This is a genomic window from Shinella sp. GW821-FHT11G07, from assembly GCF_058808115.1.
The window spans coordinates 15,649-32,101 of record NZ_JBXARJ010000011.1; the positions used below are offsets into that span (position 1 = coordinate 15,649).

The 16,453-nt window shown below is 64.0% G+C and carries 16 protein-coding genes; 5 read left to right on the forward strand and 11 right to left on the reverse strand.

What is annotated here, in order from left to right; all coding sequences use genetic code 11:
• Window positions 1–8 precede the first annotated feature (8 nt).
• The 3 genes from AC1RT2_RS20980 to AC1RT2_RS20990 form a co-directional block, all read right to left on the reverse strand.
• The gene (locus tag AC1RT2_RS20980; protein ID WP_493105007.1) at window positions 9–1,196 is read right to left on the reverse strand and encodes a glycine C-acetyltransferase; all 1,188 of its coding nucleotides are present in this window, start codon (window positions 1,194–1,196) and stop codon (window positions 9–11) included.
• Window positions 1,197–1,233: 37 nt separating this feature from the next.
• Entirely contained in the window at window positions 1,234–1,689 is a 456-nt protein-coding gene (locus tag AC1RT2_RS20985) for a GFA family protein (RefSeq protein WP_493105009.1), read from the reverse strand.
• Window positions 1,690–1,818: 129 nt separating this feature from the next.
• The gene (locus AC1RT2_RS20990; RefSeq protein WP_493105012.1) at window positions 1,819–2,547 is read right to left on the reverse strand and encodes a class I SAM-dependent methyltransferase; all 729 of its coding nucleotides are present in this window, start codon (window positions 2,545–2,547) and stop codon (window positions 1,819–1,821) included.
• Between the two features lie 115 nt (window positions 2,548–2,662).
• Here AC1RT2_RS20990 and AC1RT2_RS20995 point away from each other — a divergent pair, with 115 nt between their 5' ends.
• The gene (locus AC1RT2_RS20995; RefSeq protein WP_493105014.1) at window positions 2,663–3,433 is read left to right on the forward strand and encodes an SDR family oxidoreductase; all 771 of its coding nucleotides are present in this window, start codon (window positions 2,663–2,665) and stop codon (window positions 3,431–3,433) included.
• 3 nt (window positions 3,434–3,436) lie between these two features.
• On the opposite strand, the gene AC1RT2_RS21000 is transcribed toward AC1RT2_RS20995, so the two are convergent.
• The gene (locus AC1RT2_RS21000) at window positions 3,437–3,910 is read right to left on the reverse strand and encodes a VOC family protein (RefSeq protein ID WP_493105015.1); all 474 of its coding nucleotides are present in this window, start codon (window positions 3,908–3,910) and stop codon (window positions 3,437–3,439) included.
• A 74-nt stretch (window positions 3,911–3,984) separates the two neighbouring features.
• Window positions 3,985–5,850, reverse strand: a complete 1,866-nt coding sequence (gene recQ / locus AC1RT2_RS21005; RefSeq protein ID WP_493105017.1) for a DNA helicase RecQ — start codon at window positions 5,848–5,850, stop codon at window positions 3,985–3,987.
• Between the two features lie 143 nt (window positions 5,851–5,993).
• Here recQ and AC1RT2_RS21010 point away from each other — a divergent pair, with 143 nt between their 5' ends.
• Window positions 5,994–6,377, forward strand: coding sequence for a VOC family protein (locus AC1RT2_RS21010; protein ID WP_493105351.1), 384 nt, complete (start codon window positions 5,994–5,996; stop codon window positions 6,375–6,377).
• Between the two features lie 40 nt (window positions 6,378–6,417).
• Here the strand turns inward: AC1RT2_RS21010 and dnaG are convergent, their stop codons facing one another.
• The 3 genes from dnaG to AC1RT2_RS21025 all read right to left on the reverse strand — a co-directional run bounded on the left by dnaG (window position 6,418) and on the right by AC1RT2_RS21025 (window position 9,499).
• Complete coding sequence (dnaG, locus tag AC1RT2_RS21015) at window positions 6,418–8,385, reverse strand: DNA primase (protein WP_493105019.1); 1,968 nt, start codon at window positions 8,383–8,385, stop codon at window positions 6,418–6,420.
• Between the two features lie 87 nt (window positions 8,386–8,472).
• Complete coding sequence (locus tag AC1RT2_RS21020) at window positions 8,473–8,811, reverse strand: hypothetical protein (protein ID WP_493105021.1); 339 nt, start codon at window positions 8,809–8,811, stop codon at window positions 8,473–8,475.
• A gap of 238 nt (window positions 8,812–9,049) precedes the next feature.
• Entirely contained in the window at window positions 9,050–9,499 is a 450-nt protein-coding gene (locus AC1RT2_RS21025; protein WP_083242805.1) for a GatB/YqeY domain-containing protein, read from the reverse strand.
• A 322-nt stretch (window positions 9,500–9,821) separates the two neighbouring features.
• Between AC1RT2_RS21025 and carA the strand changes: the two genes are divergently transcribed.
• Window positions 9,822–11,030: a glutamine-hydrolyzing carbamoyl-phosphate synthase small subunit gene (gene carA / locus AC1RT2_RS21030; protein WP_493105023.1), complete on the forward strand. Its 1,209-nt coding sequence runs from the start codon at window positions 9,822–9,824 to the stop codon at window positions 11,028–11,030.
• Window positions 11,031–11,145: 115 nt separating this feature from the next.
• Window positions 11,146–11,508 (forward strand): hypothetical protein, encoded by a 363-nt coding sequence (locus AC1RT2_RS21035; protein ID WP_493105025.1) that lies wholly within the window; start codon window positions 11,146–11,148, stop codon window positions 11,506–11,508.
• Here the strand turns inward: AC1RT2_RS21035 and AC1RT2_RS21040 are convergent.
• The 3 genes from AC1RT2_RS21040 to AC1RT2_RS21050 form a co-directional block, all read right to left on the reverse strand.
• Window positions 11,505–12,875: an MATE family efflux transporter gene (locus tag AC1RT2_RS21040; RefSeq protein WP_493105027.1), complete on the reverse strand. Its 1,371-nt coding sequence runs from the start codon at window positions 12,873–12,875 to the stop codon at window positions 11,505–11,507. The two genes, AC1RT2_RS21035 and AC1RT2_RS21040, sit on opposite strands and share 4 nt — an antisense overlap.
• 151 nt (window positions 12,876–13,026) lie before the next feature.
• Window positions 13,027–14,280 carry a TCR/Tet family MFS transporter gene (locus AC1RT2_RS21045; protein WP_493105029.1) on the reverse strand — a complete coding sequence of 418 codons (1,254 nt, stop codon included), beginning with the start codon at window positions 14,278–14,280 and terminating at the stop codon, window positions 13,027–13,029.
• Window positions 14,281–14,421: 141 nt separating this feature from the next.
• Window positions 14,422–15,324, reverse strand: a complete 903-nt coding sequence (locus AC1RT2_RS21050) for a LysR family transcriptional regulator (RefSeq protein WP_493105031.1) — start codon at window positions 15,322–15,324, stop codon at window positions 14,422–14,424.
• 104 nt (window positions 15,325–15,428) lie between these two features.
• Here AC1RT2_RS21050 and AC1RT2_RS21055 point away from each other — a divergent pair, with 104 nt between their 5' ends.
• Entirely contained in the window at window positions 15,429–16,427 is a 999-nt protein-coding gene (locus AC1RT2_RS21055; RefSeq protein WP_493105033.1) for an aldo/keto reductase, read from the forward strand.
• The last annotated feature ends 26 nt before the right edge of the window (window positions 16,428–16,453 follow it).

Sequence of the window (16,453 nt, forward strand, 5' to 3'; positions counted from 1 at the left end):
AGGATTCTTTAAATAACGCCCAGCTCGCGTCCGACATCGGCGAAAACTTGAATCGCTTTGCGAACATCCGCCTCGCTGTGCGCCGCCGACATCTGGGTGCGGATGCGTGCCTGGCCGCGCGGCACGACGGGGAAGGAAAAGCCGACGACATAGACGCCCTTGGTCAACATGCGCGAGGCCATTTCCTGCGCAAGCGTGGCACCGCCCAGCATGACCGGAATGATCGCATGCCCCTCACCCGCCAGGGTAAAGCCGAGCTTCGTCATCTCCGTGCGGAACAGATCTGCGTTGGCATAGAGGCGCCGGCGCAGCGCATCGCCGTTGTCGATCAGGTCGAAGACCTTCAGCGAGGCGGCCGCGATGACCGGGGCGAGCGTGTTGGAGAAGAGATAGGGCCGCGAGCGCTGGCGCAGCCATTCCACCACCTCGCGCTTGCCCGACGTATAGCCGCCGGACGCGCCACCGAGCGCCTTGCCTAGCGTGCCGGTGATGATATCGACGCGGCCTTCGACGCCGCAATGTTCCGCAGAGCCCCGGCCATGTTTGCCGACGAAGCCGACCGCGTGGCTGTCGTCGACCATGACCATGGCGCCGTATTTTTCGGCAAGGTCGCAGACACCCTGCAGGTTGGCGATGATGCCATCCATCGAAAAGACGCCGTCCGTGGCGATCATCTTGAAGCGTGAGCCTTCCGCCTTCTTCAGTTCCTCCTCCAGCGCCGCCATGTCGTTGTTGGCATAGCGAAAGCGTTTCGCCTTGGAGAGCCGCACGCCGTCGATGATCGAGGCATGGTTCAGCGCATCCGAGATGATGGCATCCTCTTCAGACAGCAGCGTCTCGAAGAGGCCACCGTTCGCGTCGAAGCACGAGGAATAGAGGATCGTGTCTTCCAGCCCGAGAAAGGCCGAGATACGGGCTTCGAGTTGCTTGTGCTCCTCCTGCGTGCCGCAGATGAAACGCACCGAGGCCATGCCGTAGCCGTAGCGGTCGAGCGCCGCCTTGCCGGCCTCGGCCAATTCTTCGTTGTCGGCAAGGCCAAGATAGTTGTTGGCGCAAAAATTCAACACGCGCTCGCCCGAGGCGACGGCGATCTCACCGGCCTGCTTGGAGGTGATGACGCGCTCGGACTTGTAGAGACCGGCGGACTTGAGGCCGTCGAGTTCGGATTGCAGATGGGCGACGAAGGCGGAGGTCATGGGCGCGCACTCATAGCTTTGAGAAAGGTTCGACGGTTCAGGCGACGCTCGCCGCATAGCCGGCCATCAGCATTTCAAAATCCTCCATCGGCGGGAATTTTTCATAGCTGTGCGCGGCAGGCGTCGTCGCCCATTCGAGTTTTTCGCTCGTATAGGTCTCGACGAAGGGGCTGTACCAGCCGGTATCGTCGAGCATGGTCGGCCGGACATTGACGAAGAAATCGAGCCCGGCCGGCCGGGTGAACATCCAGGTCATGCAATCCGGGCAGAAATGATGGCCCGCTTCCGGGCTGGCGCCAGCCACGACGGGTTCACCCTCGATGACGGCAAACCCCTCCGTCGGGATCGCCGCGCTCAGCGAATAGGCGCTGCCCGACATGCGCTGGCAGCCGGTGCAATGACAGGCCATGGTAATCATCGGCGGCGCGCTGATGCGGATTTTCACCCGCCCGCAGCGGCAAGCGCCATCGAGCGGCAATTTCAGTCGAGTCATAGGTTCGGCTTCCCTTCCGATGCACGCCGGCTTGTTCTTTTGCTCGTGATGCCGGCGATTTGGCTCTACGCGATAGTTCTAGCGCAGCGGCAGGCCGCGTAAAGGGCCGCGGCTGCTCTTTTGGACGTTTCAGGGACGATCGCAGGCGATCAGCAGGAACATCGGCCGGTTCAGTTCCACCTGCCATTCCGGATGCTCCGCAAGCTGCGCCGCGCTCGGCCGCCACTCCTCCACATGGCGAATGACAAAACCCGCGCCAATCAGCGCATTCAACGTCGTGCCAAGTGTGCGATGATATTTGACGACGCCCTTGGCGAGCCAGTCCGTCGTGCGCGGTCCTTCGATGAGGTAGTTATCCACCGGCCAGACCGTCGTGCCGCCGACCTCCACCCATTCGGGCTTCGTGGGCGCCATGTAGATCGGATGCTCGATGGTGAAGACGAAGGATGACCCCGGCACCAGTGCCGCGTGGATGGTGCGCACCAACCGGTCGAAATCCGCGACATAGTGGAAGGCAAGCGACGAATAGGCGAAGTCGAAGCCGCCCGTCGGCAGGTCCAGCCGGTCGAGATCGGCAATCTCGTAGCGCACGGCGGGCGACGCCGTCTCCACCTTGGCCCGGGCGATCATGTTTTCCGACAGGTCGAGGCCCAGCGCGCTTGCCGCCCCTTCCGCCGCCGCATGACGCGAAAACCAGCCGAAACCGCAGCCGAGATCGACGATGCGCTTACCCGCAAGGTCGGGCAGCAGCGCGCGCACCGATTCCCATTCCGCGGCCCCCGCGAGCCCGTGAACCGAGCGGGGAAGGCTGCTATAGCCCTCGAAGAAGGCGGGCTGGTCGTAGATATTCTGAGCCATGGGAAGAGTCCTTTCTAGGCGGACATAGCGCCTTTTCGCCGGAGGGCAAACCCCGCCAGGCGGGGTTGACAGACGCGCTCCGCCGCTATCCGGTGACCTCCCGAAAGGACGCATCATGACGATACTGGACAGGTTTTCTCAAAAAGGCCGCGTGGCGCTCGTCACCGGCGGCGGACGCGGCCTCGGCTTCGAGATCGCCCGGGCGCTGGCGGAAGCCGGCGCGCATGTCGTGGTCACGGGTCGCACGGCCGCGACACTCGACGATGCCGTCGCAAAGATCACTGCCCTTGGGGGGAGCGCGTCGGCAGCCGCCTTCGACATCGCCGATCGCCCGGCCCAGCGCACGGCGCTCGCCGATATTGAGCGCCAACACGGCCGGCTCGACGTGCTGGTCAACAATGTCGGCGCGCGCGACCGTCGCCCGCTAGCCGAGATGGACGACGACGCCATCGACGAGCTCATCCGCACCGACCTTGCCGCCGCCGTCAGCCTGTCGCGCGATGCGGCCGCCCTAATGAAACGCAACGGCCACGGCCGGCTGATCGCCATCACCTCGATCGGCGGGCAGGTCGCTATGCCGAACGACGGCGTCTACCCCGCCGCCAAGCAGGGCCTTACCGGCCTGATGCGCAGCATGGCCGTGGAATACGCCCCCCATGGCATCACCAGCAATGCCATCGCCCCCGGCTGGTTCGCGACGGAAACCAACGCAGCCCTCGCTGCCAACGATGACCTGATGCCCTTCGTTCGCCAGCGCATTCCCGTCCAGCGCTGGGCCCGCCCCGACGAAATCGCCGGCGCCGCCCTGTTCCTGGCAAGCGATGCGGCCTCCTTCGTCAACGGCCATGTGCTGGTGGTCGATGGCGGGATGACGGTCAGGATGTGATGGTCAACGCGCCGCGGCCGCTGCCTCCAGCCCCGCAATATCCAGCTTCACCATCTTCAGCATCGCCTCGGTGACGCGCTTGACCTTCGCCTGGTCCGGATCGCTCATCAACTCGCCAAGCCGTGCCGGCGCGATCTGCCAGGAGAGGCCCCAGCGATCCTTCAGCCAGCCGCACTGCTCCACCGCGCCGCCTTCCTTCAAGGCATCCCACAGCCGGTCGAGATCGCCCTGCGTTTCGCATTCGACCATGATGGAAAAGCTGTGATTGAACGGGTCGAGCGGTCCCGCCTCGATCGCCATGTAGCGCTGGTCGCCGAGCGTGAAGCTTGCGACCTTGACGCTGCCGGGCGGGCCGCTCGGCGTTTCCGCCAGCAGCGGTGAAACCCACTGAACGGATGAGCCCGGAATGAGCGACGTATAGAAGCCGATGGCGGCTTCCATGTCCTTTTCGAACCAGAGATGCTGGGTGACTTTCATCGTGGCGTCCTCCTTGCTGAACAGACACAAGGACGAACGACGGATGAACGTTCCGACAGGACGGATGAAAAAACCTAGCCCGCGAAGTCCTCGATGACGGCGAGGAAGGCATCGCCGAACCGGTCGCGCTTCGAGATGCCGATGCCGGGAATGTCCAGAAGTTCCTCGCGGTCGCGCGGCCGCTCCTTGGCAAGCGCGATCAGGGTCGTATCCGGGAAGACGACATAGGGCGGCACATCGAGGTCCTTGGCGATGGCAAGGCGCTCGGCACGCAACGCCTCGAAGAGCTCGCGATCGGAACCGGTGAGGTTCGAACGCTCGCGGGCGGTGGGCGAATTGCCGGCTTTCGCCTTGCGTCCCGTCTGTGGGCGGTCCTTGCGGAAGAAAATCTCGCGCTCGCGGCGGAACACGGTGCGCGCCTCCGGCTCCAGCTTCAAGGCTCCATAGGCCGCGTGATCGACGCTGATCAACCCCATGGACAGCAATTGCCGGAAGATCGACTGCCAGATGCGCGGTGGTATATCGCTGCCCGCCCCGAAGACCGGCATGCCGGTATGGCCGAAACGCTCGGTCTTCTCGTTCACCGAACCCTGCAGCACGTCGATGACATGGGCGGCACCAAACCGTTCGCCTGTGCGGTAGACGGCGGCGAGCGCCTTGATGGCGGCTTCGGTGCCGTCCCAGGTCTCGACCGGGTTACGGCAGGTATCACAATTACCGCATTGGCCCGCGTGGGATTCGCCGAAATGGGCGAGGATCGCCTTGCGACGGCAGCCCGCCGTCTCGCAGATGGCGAGCAACGACATTAGCTTGGCGCGCTCGATGCGCTTGATCTCGTCGGCCGCATTGCCCTCGTCGATCATCTTGCGGCGCTGAACAACATCCGCCATGCCATAGGCCATCCAGACCTCGGACGGCAGGCCATCACGCCCGGCACGGCCGGTCTCCTGGTAATAGGCCTCCACCGAACCCGGCAGGTCGAGATGGGCGACATAGCGGACATCCGGCTTGTCGATGCCCATCCCGAACGCAACAGTCGCGACGAGGCAGAGGTTTTCCTCCTTCAGGAACGCATCCTGGTTGGCGTCGCGCACCGCGCGGTCGAAGCCGGCATGGTACGGCAGCGCACGAATGCCCTGCGTGTTCAGCCACTCCGCCGTGTCCTCCACCTTGGCGCGCGACAGGCAATAGACGATGCCGCTCGCTCCCTGGTGGCGCGACAGGAAACGCAGCAATTGCTGGCGTGCCTGATCGCGCTCGGCGATCTCGTAGGCAATGTTCGGCCGGTCGAAGCTGGTGGAGAAGACTTCGGCGTCCTGAAGTCCCAGGCGCTCGATGATGTCCTCACGGGTGTGTGGATCCGCCGTCGCCGTCAGTGCTACGCGCGGCACGCCGGGATAGCGCTCGCCCAGCATGCCTAGCGTCCGATATTCCGGCCGGAAATCGTGCCCCCATTGCGACACGCAATGCGCCTCGTCGATGGCGAAGAGCGCGATACGGGCATCCGCGACGAGTTCGGCAAAGCCCTCCGTGACGATGCGCTCCGGCGTCACATAGAGCATGTCGAGATCGCCCGTGCGCATCGCATCGCGCACCACGAAATATTCCTCGCGGGAGAGCGAAGAGTTGAGGGCAGCCGCCTTGACGCCAAGCTGCTTCAAGGCCTCGACCTGGTCACGCATCAAGGCGATGAGCGGCGAGATGACGATGCCCACACCCTCGCGGCAGAGCGCCGGGATCTGGAAGCACAGCGATTTGCCGGCGCCCGTCGGGAAGAGCACGACGGCATCCCCGCCGGCCGTCACACGCTCGATCACCGCCTGCTGCTTGCCACGGAAGACATCATAGCCATAGACGCGTTTCAGCACGTCAAGGGGACGCGCCGACGGCGCATCGAACAGGGCGGCAACAGGGCTGGCTGGTCTGGTCTGGGTCATCATGCGCACGTTCTTACCTCCATTCGGCCAGGCATGGGACCCTCGGCGACCACTCCACAGGCAACTTTCACCCTCCATCCATAATGTTCTTGATTTGTTCCATGTTCAAGATAAAGTTGCATGCCATGAGAGGAAGGAGAATGATGATGGATCTCTATGCGACACTCGGCACATCCGACGCCGCGGCGACGACGGCCTTCTATGATGCTGTGCTCTCGACCATCGGTTGGGCGGTCCAGTCCGATTTCCCGGGATGGCGCGGCTACACCGAGGGCGGCGGCGACAAAGGCTTCACGCTCTGGCTTTGCACGCCCTTCAACGGCGAGCCGGCAAGTGCCGGGAACGGCACGATGATCGGTTTTCCGGCTGCGTCACACGACGAGGTGCACGCCTTCCACGCGGCAGCCCTTGCCCATGGTGGAACGGACGACGGTGCCCCTGGCCCCCGCCCGCAATACGGGCCGGACTGGTACTCCGCTTACGTACGTGATCCTTCGGGCAACAAGCTGGCAATCGTCTTCAACGGCTAACGCACCGGGTGTCGGGATTTTCTGGCGGCGTGCACTGATTCTAACGCGCCGCAGGCCCCTTCACCCGGCCGGACAGCACACCAAACCCTTCGATGATCGCCTCCTGGTTCTCCAGGCGCACGGTCTCCTGCTGCACTTCCTGAAGCGCACGGAGGATCTGTGGCACCCGTTCGCCGTCGCCCTCTTCCGTCGAGACGGCGAGTTCCCGTTCCAGCTCGCGGCGCTGCCAGAGCAGCGCGCGGGTGCGCTTGTGCAGTGCCAATGCCTGCAGGTAGCCTTCGCGGGCATCCTCGGGGGCTGCTTCCACCGTCGCGGTCCACAGGCGTGAATTGCGGACCTGCTGTTCGAGGGTTTTCAGCACCGTGTCGAAACCGGCGGCCTCCAGTTCCTCGATCAACCGGTCACGCTCAAGCCGGGCGCCGATGGCACCGGCAATGCCGATGAGCGCCGACCAGAGCCTTTGCAGATCGCGGTTCTCATATTCGATGATGGCGATCTCGTCATAGTCGCTGAAGAGCAGGCCGGGATGGTTGACGACGGTGAGCGCCAGCACGCTTTCGCGCAGTGCCGGCAGTTCCTGCGCACCGCGCACCAGCGCCGAACGCATCAACCGATCGGAAACGCCGGTGGGCGCGGCATTGCCCTGCGGCGCATTGCGCGCGCCGCCCTTGCCCTGCCGGTTGCCGGAAAAATTGCCGCTGCCCTGCCGCTGGACGGGACGGAAGAAGGTGTTCAACCGGTCGCGCATGTTCTGCTGGTAGTGCCGGCGCACGTCCTCGTCGGCGATCACGGCGGTCACCTGACGCAGGCGCGCTTCCAGCGCCGCGCGGCTTTCCGGCGTGTCGAAATTGACGCCCTGGACCTCGCGTCTCCAGATCATCTCCGCGAGCGGCCGGGCGCTGGCCATCACCTTGTCGAAAGGCGCGCGGCCCTCGTGGCGCACCAGATCGTCCGGGTCCTTGCCGTCCGGCAGCAATGCGAAACGCACCGTGCGCTCCGGCTTGATGAACGGCAGCGCGAGATCGGCGGCACGGTTGGCCGCGCGGATACCCGCGCCATCGCCATCGAAGCAAAGCACCGGCTCCGGCGTCATCTTCCACAGCAGTTCGAGCTGGTTTTCGGTGAGTGCCGTGCCGAGCGGCGCAACGGCGTTCTCGATTCCCGCCTGATGGAGCGCGATCACGTCCATATAGCCTTCGACGGCGATGATCGTGCCGGGACCATCGGCGCCCTGCGCACCCTTGCGGGCGCGGGCATGGTTGTAAAGCACGCCCCCTTTGTGGAAGAGTTCGGTCTCGTTGGAATTAAGGTACTTCGCCGGCGCATCCGGCGACATGGCGCGGCCGCCAAAGGCGATGACCTTTTCCCGGATCGACAGGATAGGGAACATGATGCGGTCGCGAAAGCGGTCATAGGAGACCGGGATCTCCGGTCCGTGCACGACGAGGCCGCACGCCTCGATCGCCTCCTTCGGCACGCCCTTGCCGGCGAGGTGCTCTTTCAACGCATTGCGGCTCTCCGGCGCAAAACCGAGCCGGAACGTCTCGATGGTGCGCCCCGTCAGGCCGCGATCGCGCAGATAGGCGCGCGCCTTGGCGCCGGCCGGCGTCTGGAGCTGATCCTCGAAGAAACGCGTGGCCATATCCATGACCTCGACGAGCCCCATGCGCTCCTTCTCGCGCTGCTCGGCCTGCGGGTCCGGCTGGGGCATGGCGACGCCGGCCATGTCGGCGATCTGCTGCACCGCTTCCGGGAAGGCCAGCCCGTCGAGATCGGTCAGGAAGCGGAAATGATCGCCGGAAACGCCGCAGCCGAAACAATGGTAGCGGCCCTTGCGATCCTCGCAGTGGAAGCTCGGCGACTTTTCGCCATGGAACGGGCAGCACGCCCAATAGTCGCCGCGCGAGACATTGGTCTTGCGGCGGTCCCAGGTCACACGCTTGCCGATCACGTCCGAAATGGAAACGCGGTCACGAATCTCGTCTAGGAAGGCGTTGGAAAAGCGCATGGGTACCTCGGTCAAGGTTCATATAACCATGCCGGTGCCCCGCCGCCAGCAATAGTCGGTCACCCACAGCAATTCACAGGCTGCACGTCAAAATCCCATGTCCGGCACATAGAAGCAGCGCGGCGTATCCTCCGTCGGGTAGAGGCAAAGGTGATACTCGCCATCCTGCGAGCGGCGGGCGGTATTCTGCGGCAGGCGAAAGATATGGCTGCGCGTGGCGAGCCGGTGGTCGCCGGGCGCAAGCGTCACCTGATAGCCGCCCGTGATGATGCGCACGGTCGTCGCGGGAATCATCTGGCAGTCGCCATTGTGGCTGTTGCCGTTGCAGCAGAACTGCGCGTACTGCCAGCCGCTCGCCGCGTCGTGCGCGCGTGCCGGTTCAACGAAGGCTAACATGGCAAGGGGAAGCAGGGACAATACACGCATCGGCTCGGTCTCCGTTTGACGAAAACGGCCACCTGGCGTCAACGCACAAACATAGCCGGCGGCACAGCATGCACTTCGCCGGGGCGGGCCGATGCGCGATCATCGCTGCACCGTCGGGCTCCTATTCTTTCCGCATAACTGCGCTCTTGGCTTTTGGTTCCCGTGGCGGCGCGCGATGCCTGCTCAAACAGAAAGGGCGGCCAAAGCCGCCCTTTCGTTCAAACCTGTCGCCACCGGATTACTTCAGCAGGTCCTTCACCACGCCGGAGGCCTTGGCGAAATCCATCTGACCGGGATAACGCTCCTTGAGCACGGCCATGACCTTGCCCATGTCGCGCAGGCCCTGCGCGCCAATCTCGGCGATGGCGGCAGCAATCAGGTCCTTCATCTTGTCCTCGGAGATCTGCTCAGGCAGGAAATCCTCGATGACCTTGATTTCCGCGCGCTCCTGGGCCGCGAGTTCCGGACGACCGTTGTCGCCGAAGATCTTTGCCGATTCTTCGCGCTGCTTGATCATCTTGGCGAGGATCTGCAACACTTCGTCGTCCTCGACGGGGCCCTTGCCTGCGCCGCGGTTGGCAATGTCGCAGTCCTTCAGCTTGGCCTGGATCAGGCGCAGCGTAGAAACACGGCAGGCGTCCTTGGCCTTGAGTGCATCCTTGAGGGAATTTGCGAAGTTCTCGCGCATCATTTTCTCCATGGGAGGTCGCCGGCGCCGGTGCGCGGCAAGGCCTCGATCATCGTTCGATTGTGCATGCTCATAGACCGGCAAAGGGTCAAACCGCAAACGGATTGCGTAAGCAGTTGAATTTCAACGCTTTATAATTCCACGCAATCCACAGGCGGCGGTTGACCCCGTCATCCGCTTTGTCTATTTTCCGGCACCTGCACGAAATTTGGCAATCAGGGCGAACCAACGCGGGTTTCCGCGCGCCCTTGCCTGCGACCTCAAATGGTGCCTGGCGGCGGCGTTTTCAAGCCTCACCCCTGGTGCCGGAAACGGGATGAATATGACCTCGACCCCCGCATGGACCACCGAAAAGCCGACCGCCCTTCTCGTCCTCGCCGACGGCACGGTGATCGAAGGCAAGGGCATCGGCGCCACCGGCAAGGTGACCGCGGAAGTCTGCTTCAACACGGCGCTGACCGGCTACCAGGAAATCCTGACCGACCCCTCCTATCTCGGCCAGATCGTCACCTTCACCTTCCCGCATATCGGCAATATCGGCGCCAATGACGAGGACATCGAAGACCTGACACCCGCCGCGCGCCACGGCGCCGTCGGCACGATCTTCAAGGCCGACATCACCGAGCCGTCGAACTACCGCGCCACGAAGCACCTCGACGCCTGGCTGAAGGCCCGCGGCATCATCGGCCTTTCCGGCATCGACACGCGCGCGCTGACCGCGTGGATCCGCGAAAACGGCGCGCCGAACGCGGTGATCGCCCACGACCCGAACGGCGTCTTCGACATCGAGACGCTGAAGGCGGAAGCCAAAGCCTGGAGCGGCCTCGTCGGCCTCGACCTCGCCAAGGTCGCCTCCTCCGGCCAGTCCTCGCGCTGGAGCGAAAAGCCGTGGGTATGGAACGAGGGCGCCGAAGACCTCGCCGACGCCGACGTGAAGTATCACATCGTGGCGCTCGACTACGGCGTGAAGCGCAACATCCTGCGCCTCTTCGCCGGCCTCGGCTGCAAGGTCACCGTCATGCCGGCAACGACGAGCGCCGAAGAGGTGCTCGCCCAGAAGCCGGACGGCATCTTCCTCTCCAACGGCCCGGGCGACCCGGCCGCCACCGGCGAATATGCCGTGCCGGTCATCAAGACGTTGATCGAAACGGACATCCCGGTCTTCGGCATCTGCCTCGGCCACCAGATGCTCGGCCTCGCCGTCGGCGCGACCACCGAAAAGATGCACCAGGGCCATCACGGCGCAAACCATCCGGTGAAAGATCACACGACCGGCAAGGTCGAGATCGTTTCGATGAACCACGGCTTCGCCGTCGCCTCGTCCTCGCTGCCCGCTGGCGTGGAAGAAACCCACATCTCGCTGTTCGACGGCTCGAACTGCGGCCTGCGCCTTACCGGCAAGCCGGTCTTCTCCGTCCAGCACCACCCCGAAGCCTCCCCCGGCCCTCAGGACAGCCATTACCTCTTCCGCCGCTTCATCAACCTGGTGCGCGCGAAGAAGGGCGAAGAGGCCATTCCAGAGCGGGCGTAAGCGCGGCTCTATCCCGATGAAACGAAAGGCCCCGGACATCGCGTCCGGGGCCTTTTCAATTGCAAATCCCTGCATTAGCAAGAACATGACCGACAAATGGATCGCGGATGCCTAGATGAAGACCGCTCGTTATGCCTTGCTCGCTTTGATGTGCATGGGAGGCCATGCAAATGCAGAAGCTGAGTTCAGATCCGCAGTACCAGAGGCAGCCTGCTATTACGAAAACGTTTTCTTGACTACTTCGCCTGCCCTGAACGTTATCGATCGTATTGATTATAGGGGTGCCAGCGCAAAGGTTATCGTCGTTCACAAGCAATGGTTCAAAAGCCATCAGAGCGTTCGGGCAAACATCGCACTCGCCATTTATTGCCGCATTCGCGTGGAGCATGGCAGCGGTAGAGTAGATGTTACGAACCAGCAAGGCTCGCCCTACGGGGCCGTTGTCGATGGCTCCTGGCAGGACTTCTTTACTGATTAGGATGCTTGTCGCACCAGCCGGTAGAAGCGCCAATTGAGCAGCACGGAGGCGGCAGCGAGGCCGGCGAGGAAGCCGAACCACACGCCGATACCGCCGAAGCCGGCCGGGAAGGCGAAGAACCAGGCGGCAAGAAAGCCGATCGGCCAGTAGGAGATCAGCGCTAGGATCATCGGGATGCGGGTATCCTTCAGGCCGCGCAGCAGGCCGGCGGCAATCGCCTGCAAGCCATCGACGAGCTGGAAGACGCCGGCGATCACCACGAAGGGGCCGGCGATGGCGAGCACTGCGGCCGAATCCTTACCTGCCTTGTCGAGGAAGATCGAGGCGAGCGTCGTCGGAATGGCAGCGAAGAGAACGCCGCCGCCGACCGCGATGATCGCGGCGACGATGAGCACGGCCCAGGCGGCACGCACGATGCCGAGATGATCACCCCGGCCATGCGCCACGCCGACACGCACGGTGCCGGCCTGCGCCAGTCCGAGCGGGATCATGAAGGCGACGGAGGCGAGCTGCAGCGCGATGCCGTGGGCGGCAAGCTCCAGCGTGCCGATGTTGCCCATCAGCAGCGAGGCCCCGGTGAAGAGGCTGACCTCTGCCAGCATGGTGAGACCGATCGGCAGGCCGAGATGGAGGACCTCGCGAAAGGCCTGCCAGTCCGGCCGCCAGAAGCGCACGAAGAGTTCGTAGCGGCGCATGTCGGCGCGCGACTGGATATAGGCGGTGATGAGCAGGAAGCTCAGCACGTTGACGACGACGGAGGCGATGGCCGCCCCATCCATGCCCAGGGCCGGGAGGCCGAAATGGCCGAGCACCAGGCCATAGGCGAGGACCGCGTTGATCGTCAGGATGGTGATCGTGACATAGAGCACGATGCCGGCCCGGCCATGCGCGCTGACAAGGCCGCGCAGCGTCATGAACAGCAGCGCCGGGCCTATGCCCCATTGCGCGATCTTTAGGTAGCTGCCGGCAAGGGCTGCGACTTCCGGCTTCTGGCCGGCATAGAGCAGGATGTTTTCCGCACTGTAGAACAGCGGGATCATCAGCACCGAATAGATCAGCACCACCCACATGCCCATGCGCACGGAGCGGCGCACGGAAACGGTGTCGCCGCGACCATAGGCCTGCGCCACCATGGGCATGACGGCATTGGCGAAGCCCGAACCGAGGATGAAGATGGTGAAGAAGAACTGGCTCGACAGCACGATCGCCGCCAGATGCGCAGCACCCAGTCGTCCGAGGATGACCACGTCCGTCGTGTGAATGCCGAGCTGGGCGAGCTGTGCGCCGATCAGCGGCACGCCGAGGGTGAAGGTCGCCTTGAAATGGGCGCCCCAGCTATTGTCCTCGCGATGCATTGCGATGTGCATGATAGTTCTCACTTTCGCGTTGCTTCGGATCACATGTTCCGGCCGCGATCAATCGAATAGATTTGATGTTTTCATCAAAACTGCGCGAAACCGGGCATTTACCGCCCGCTTCCGGCAAAAATTTCGTCAAAACGTCACGTTTGAAAGCGCTTCAGGCATTTTCCGGCTCCAAAGTCTCCGTCGGGCCGGCGCCAGCGCCGCGCAGCTTCACCGCGAAGATTGCGAGACCGAGAAGCAGGATCACCGCGGCGAGCGCGTAAGGCGCGCCGGCGAAAACCACCGGCGCCTGCGGCCCGGTGAAGTGGCTGAACACCTGCGTGAAGATCAGCGGCCCGATGATCGTGGTGAAGCTGGAAACGCTGGTAAGCGCGCCTTGCAACTCGCCCTGGGCCGATGGCGGCACGCGGGCCGAGGCGATGGAGCGCAATGGTGGATCGGCCAGGCTTTCAAGCGCCGTGCACGCGATCACGGCATAGACCATCCAGCCCTGCCAGGCCGCTCCGTAGCCGGCAAGCCCCAGAATGGAGAAGGAAAGGCCGAGCACCGCGGTGCGATATTCGCCGAGCCTCGGCACGACGCGCGGCAGCACGAACGCCATGACGATGGCACCACCGATGCCGAAAACGCCAAGCGACAGCCCGATCTGCCCTTCGCTCCAGCCGTAGCGGAACGCCGCGACGAAGGACCAGACCGAGGGGTAGACGGAATGCGCAAGCCAATAACAGAAGAAGACGAGGCCGATCCACAGCACGCCGGGATAGTTGCGCATCTGGAGCAGCGTGCCGAGCGGATTGGCACGCGAGAACTCGAAGCGGCGGCGGTTGGCGGGCTCCAGGCTCTCCGGCAGCAGAAACCAGGCAGCAACGAAATTGAGGAAGGCAAGCGCTGCCGCGCCGTAGAACGGGATGCGCGGCCCGAACTCGCCAAGCAGGCCGCCGATCACCGGCCCGAGCGCGAAGCCCGTGCCGAAGGCGATGCCCATCAGTCCGAAATTTTTCGCGCGGGTTTCATCGGTCGAGACGTCGGCGATGTAGGCAGCCGCCGTGCCGAAGCTCGCGCCGCTGATGCCCGCCAGCACCCGGCCAATGAAGAGCATCCAGTAGCTCGTCGCGAGCGCACAGATGAGGTTGTCGATGGCGAAGGTGAGAATGCAGGCGAGCAGCACCGGCCGCCGGCCGAAACGATCGGACAGGTTGCCGATGAACGGCGCAAACAGGAACTGCATGCCGGCATAGACGAGCAACAGCCATCCACCGTCGATCGCCGCCTCGCTGAGGCTGTCACCCGTCAGTTCGCGCAGATACGTCGGCAGAACCGGCATGATGATGGCGATGCCGATCACATCGAGGAACATGATCATGAAGACGATGAAGAGCCCGCGCCGGGTTGTCCTGGCATCGATCATGGTATGTCCTCTGGAGTGATCGGCGCCCGACCGGACGGGCAAAACGTCAGGCGAAGAGTTCTATTTCACTTTTTTCCGCGAAACAATCCGTGAACATTGCAAATTTTTTGATGAATCCGATGCGCTTTGCTCATCCTCCTGTCATTCGAGCCAGGGATTGGCCTTCACAAAATCCACGAAGGCGCGCAGCGGTGCCGGCATCAGGGTGCGGCTCGGGTAATAGAGGAAGGGACCGGAAAAGGTCTGGATCCAGTCCGGCATCACCACCTGCAGTGCACCGGAGGCGAGCCCCGGCGCCAGAAACTCCTCGAAGGTGCAGACGATGCCAAGGCCGGCGATGGCCGCATGCTGCTCCACCTCGTTCGATTCGGAAACAAGGCAGGCGGGCGGCATGATCGACACCCTCTCCTCCCCCCGCTCGAACGCCCAGGTCAGCACGCGGCCGCTTGCGAAGCGATGCAGGATGCAGCGATGCTGCATCAGGTCGCGCGGATGCTCCGGCACGCCGTGTTCGGCAAGGTAGGACGGGGCGGCGGCCACCACGAAGCGCTGGCGGCGCGGGCCGATCGGCACGGCGATCATGTCCTGGTGCAGCGCCTCCTCATAACGGATACCGGCGTCGAAACCGGCGGCCAGCACATCCACCAGCGCATCGTTGGAGGCGACTTCCAGCGTGATGCCTGGATAGGTCTTGAGGAACGGCGTGACGATCGGCGGCAGCACGAAGCGGGCGACGATACCCGGCACGTTGAGCCGCAACCGGCCGACCGGGCGATCCCGCAGGCTGTTGACGCCATCGATCGCCGCCTCGACCTCTGACAGCGCCGGCACCAGCCGTTCGAGCAGACGCTCGCCGGCATCCGTCAACGTCACGCTGCGCGTCGTGCGGTTAAACAGGCGCAGGTCAAGCCGCGCCTCCAGGCGCCGCATCGCTTCGGAGAGTGCCGAGGCGGAGACGCCGCGCAGTTTCGCCGCCGCGCGAAAACTCTTCACACGGGCGATCGCGACGAAGGTATCGAGGTCTGCAAGGGGAATGGCGTTCATTGTTCGGATATCCGCACAGCTTGTCAAACAGAGACCGGATTATCGCACAAAGCCGGACGCGGTAGAAGAGCGTCGACCAGAAGGCAGATCACAGGAGAGACGCCATGAAAACCGTAACCCTCGGCAAGTCCGGCCCCACAGTGTCCACGATCGGGCTCGGCTGCATGGGCATGTCCGGCATGTATGGCCCGGCCGACCGGGCGGAAAGCATCGCCACCATCCACGCCGCACTCGACGCCGGCATCAACCTGCTCGATACCGGCGACTTCTACGGCATGGGCCACAACGAGATGCTGATCGCCGAGGCGCTGAAGGAGCGCCGCCGCGAGGATGTGGTGCTGAGCGTGAAGTTCGGCGCGCTACGCGGACCGGACGGTGTATGGAGCGGCTATGATTCCCGCCCGGCGGCGATCCGGAACTTCCTCGCCTACTCACTGCAACGGCTCGGCACCGACCATATCGACATCTACCGCCCGTCCCGCCTCGATCCGGCCGTGCCGATCGAGGAGACCATTGGCGCCCTCGCCGACCTCGTGAAGGCCGGCTACATCCGCCATATCGGGCTTTCGGAAGTTGGCTCGGAGACGATCCGCCGCGCTGCCGCCGTGCACCCCATCTCGGATCTGCAGATCGAGTATTCGCTGATCTCGCGCGGCATCGAGGACGATATCCTGCCGACCTGCCGGGCGCTCGGCATCCCCGTCACCGCCTATGGCGTGCTGTCACGCGGCCTGATCAGCGGCCATTGGCAGAAGGGTGCGACGGCCGGCGGCGATTTCCGCACCATGAGCCCGCGCTTCCAAGACGGCAATGTGGATCGCAATCTCGCGCTCGTCGAGGAACTGCGCCGCGTCGCCGACGAAAAAGGCGCCAGCGTCGCTCAGCTCGCCATCGCCTGGGTAGCCGCGCAGGGTGCGGACATCGTGCCCCTCGTCGGTGCCCGCCGCCGCGACCGGTTGACGGAGGCGCTCGGCTCCCAGCAGGTCTCGCTCACCGAAACCGACCTCGCCGCCATCGAGGCCGCCATGCCGAAGGACGCCGCCGCCGGCGAGCGCTACCCGGCAGCTCAGCTCGTCCATATGGACAGCGAAAAGCGGGTTTAGGCGACAGTTCGCTCACGAGCGCCAGG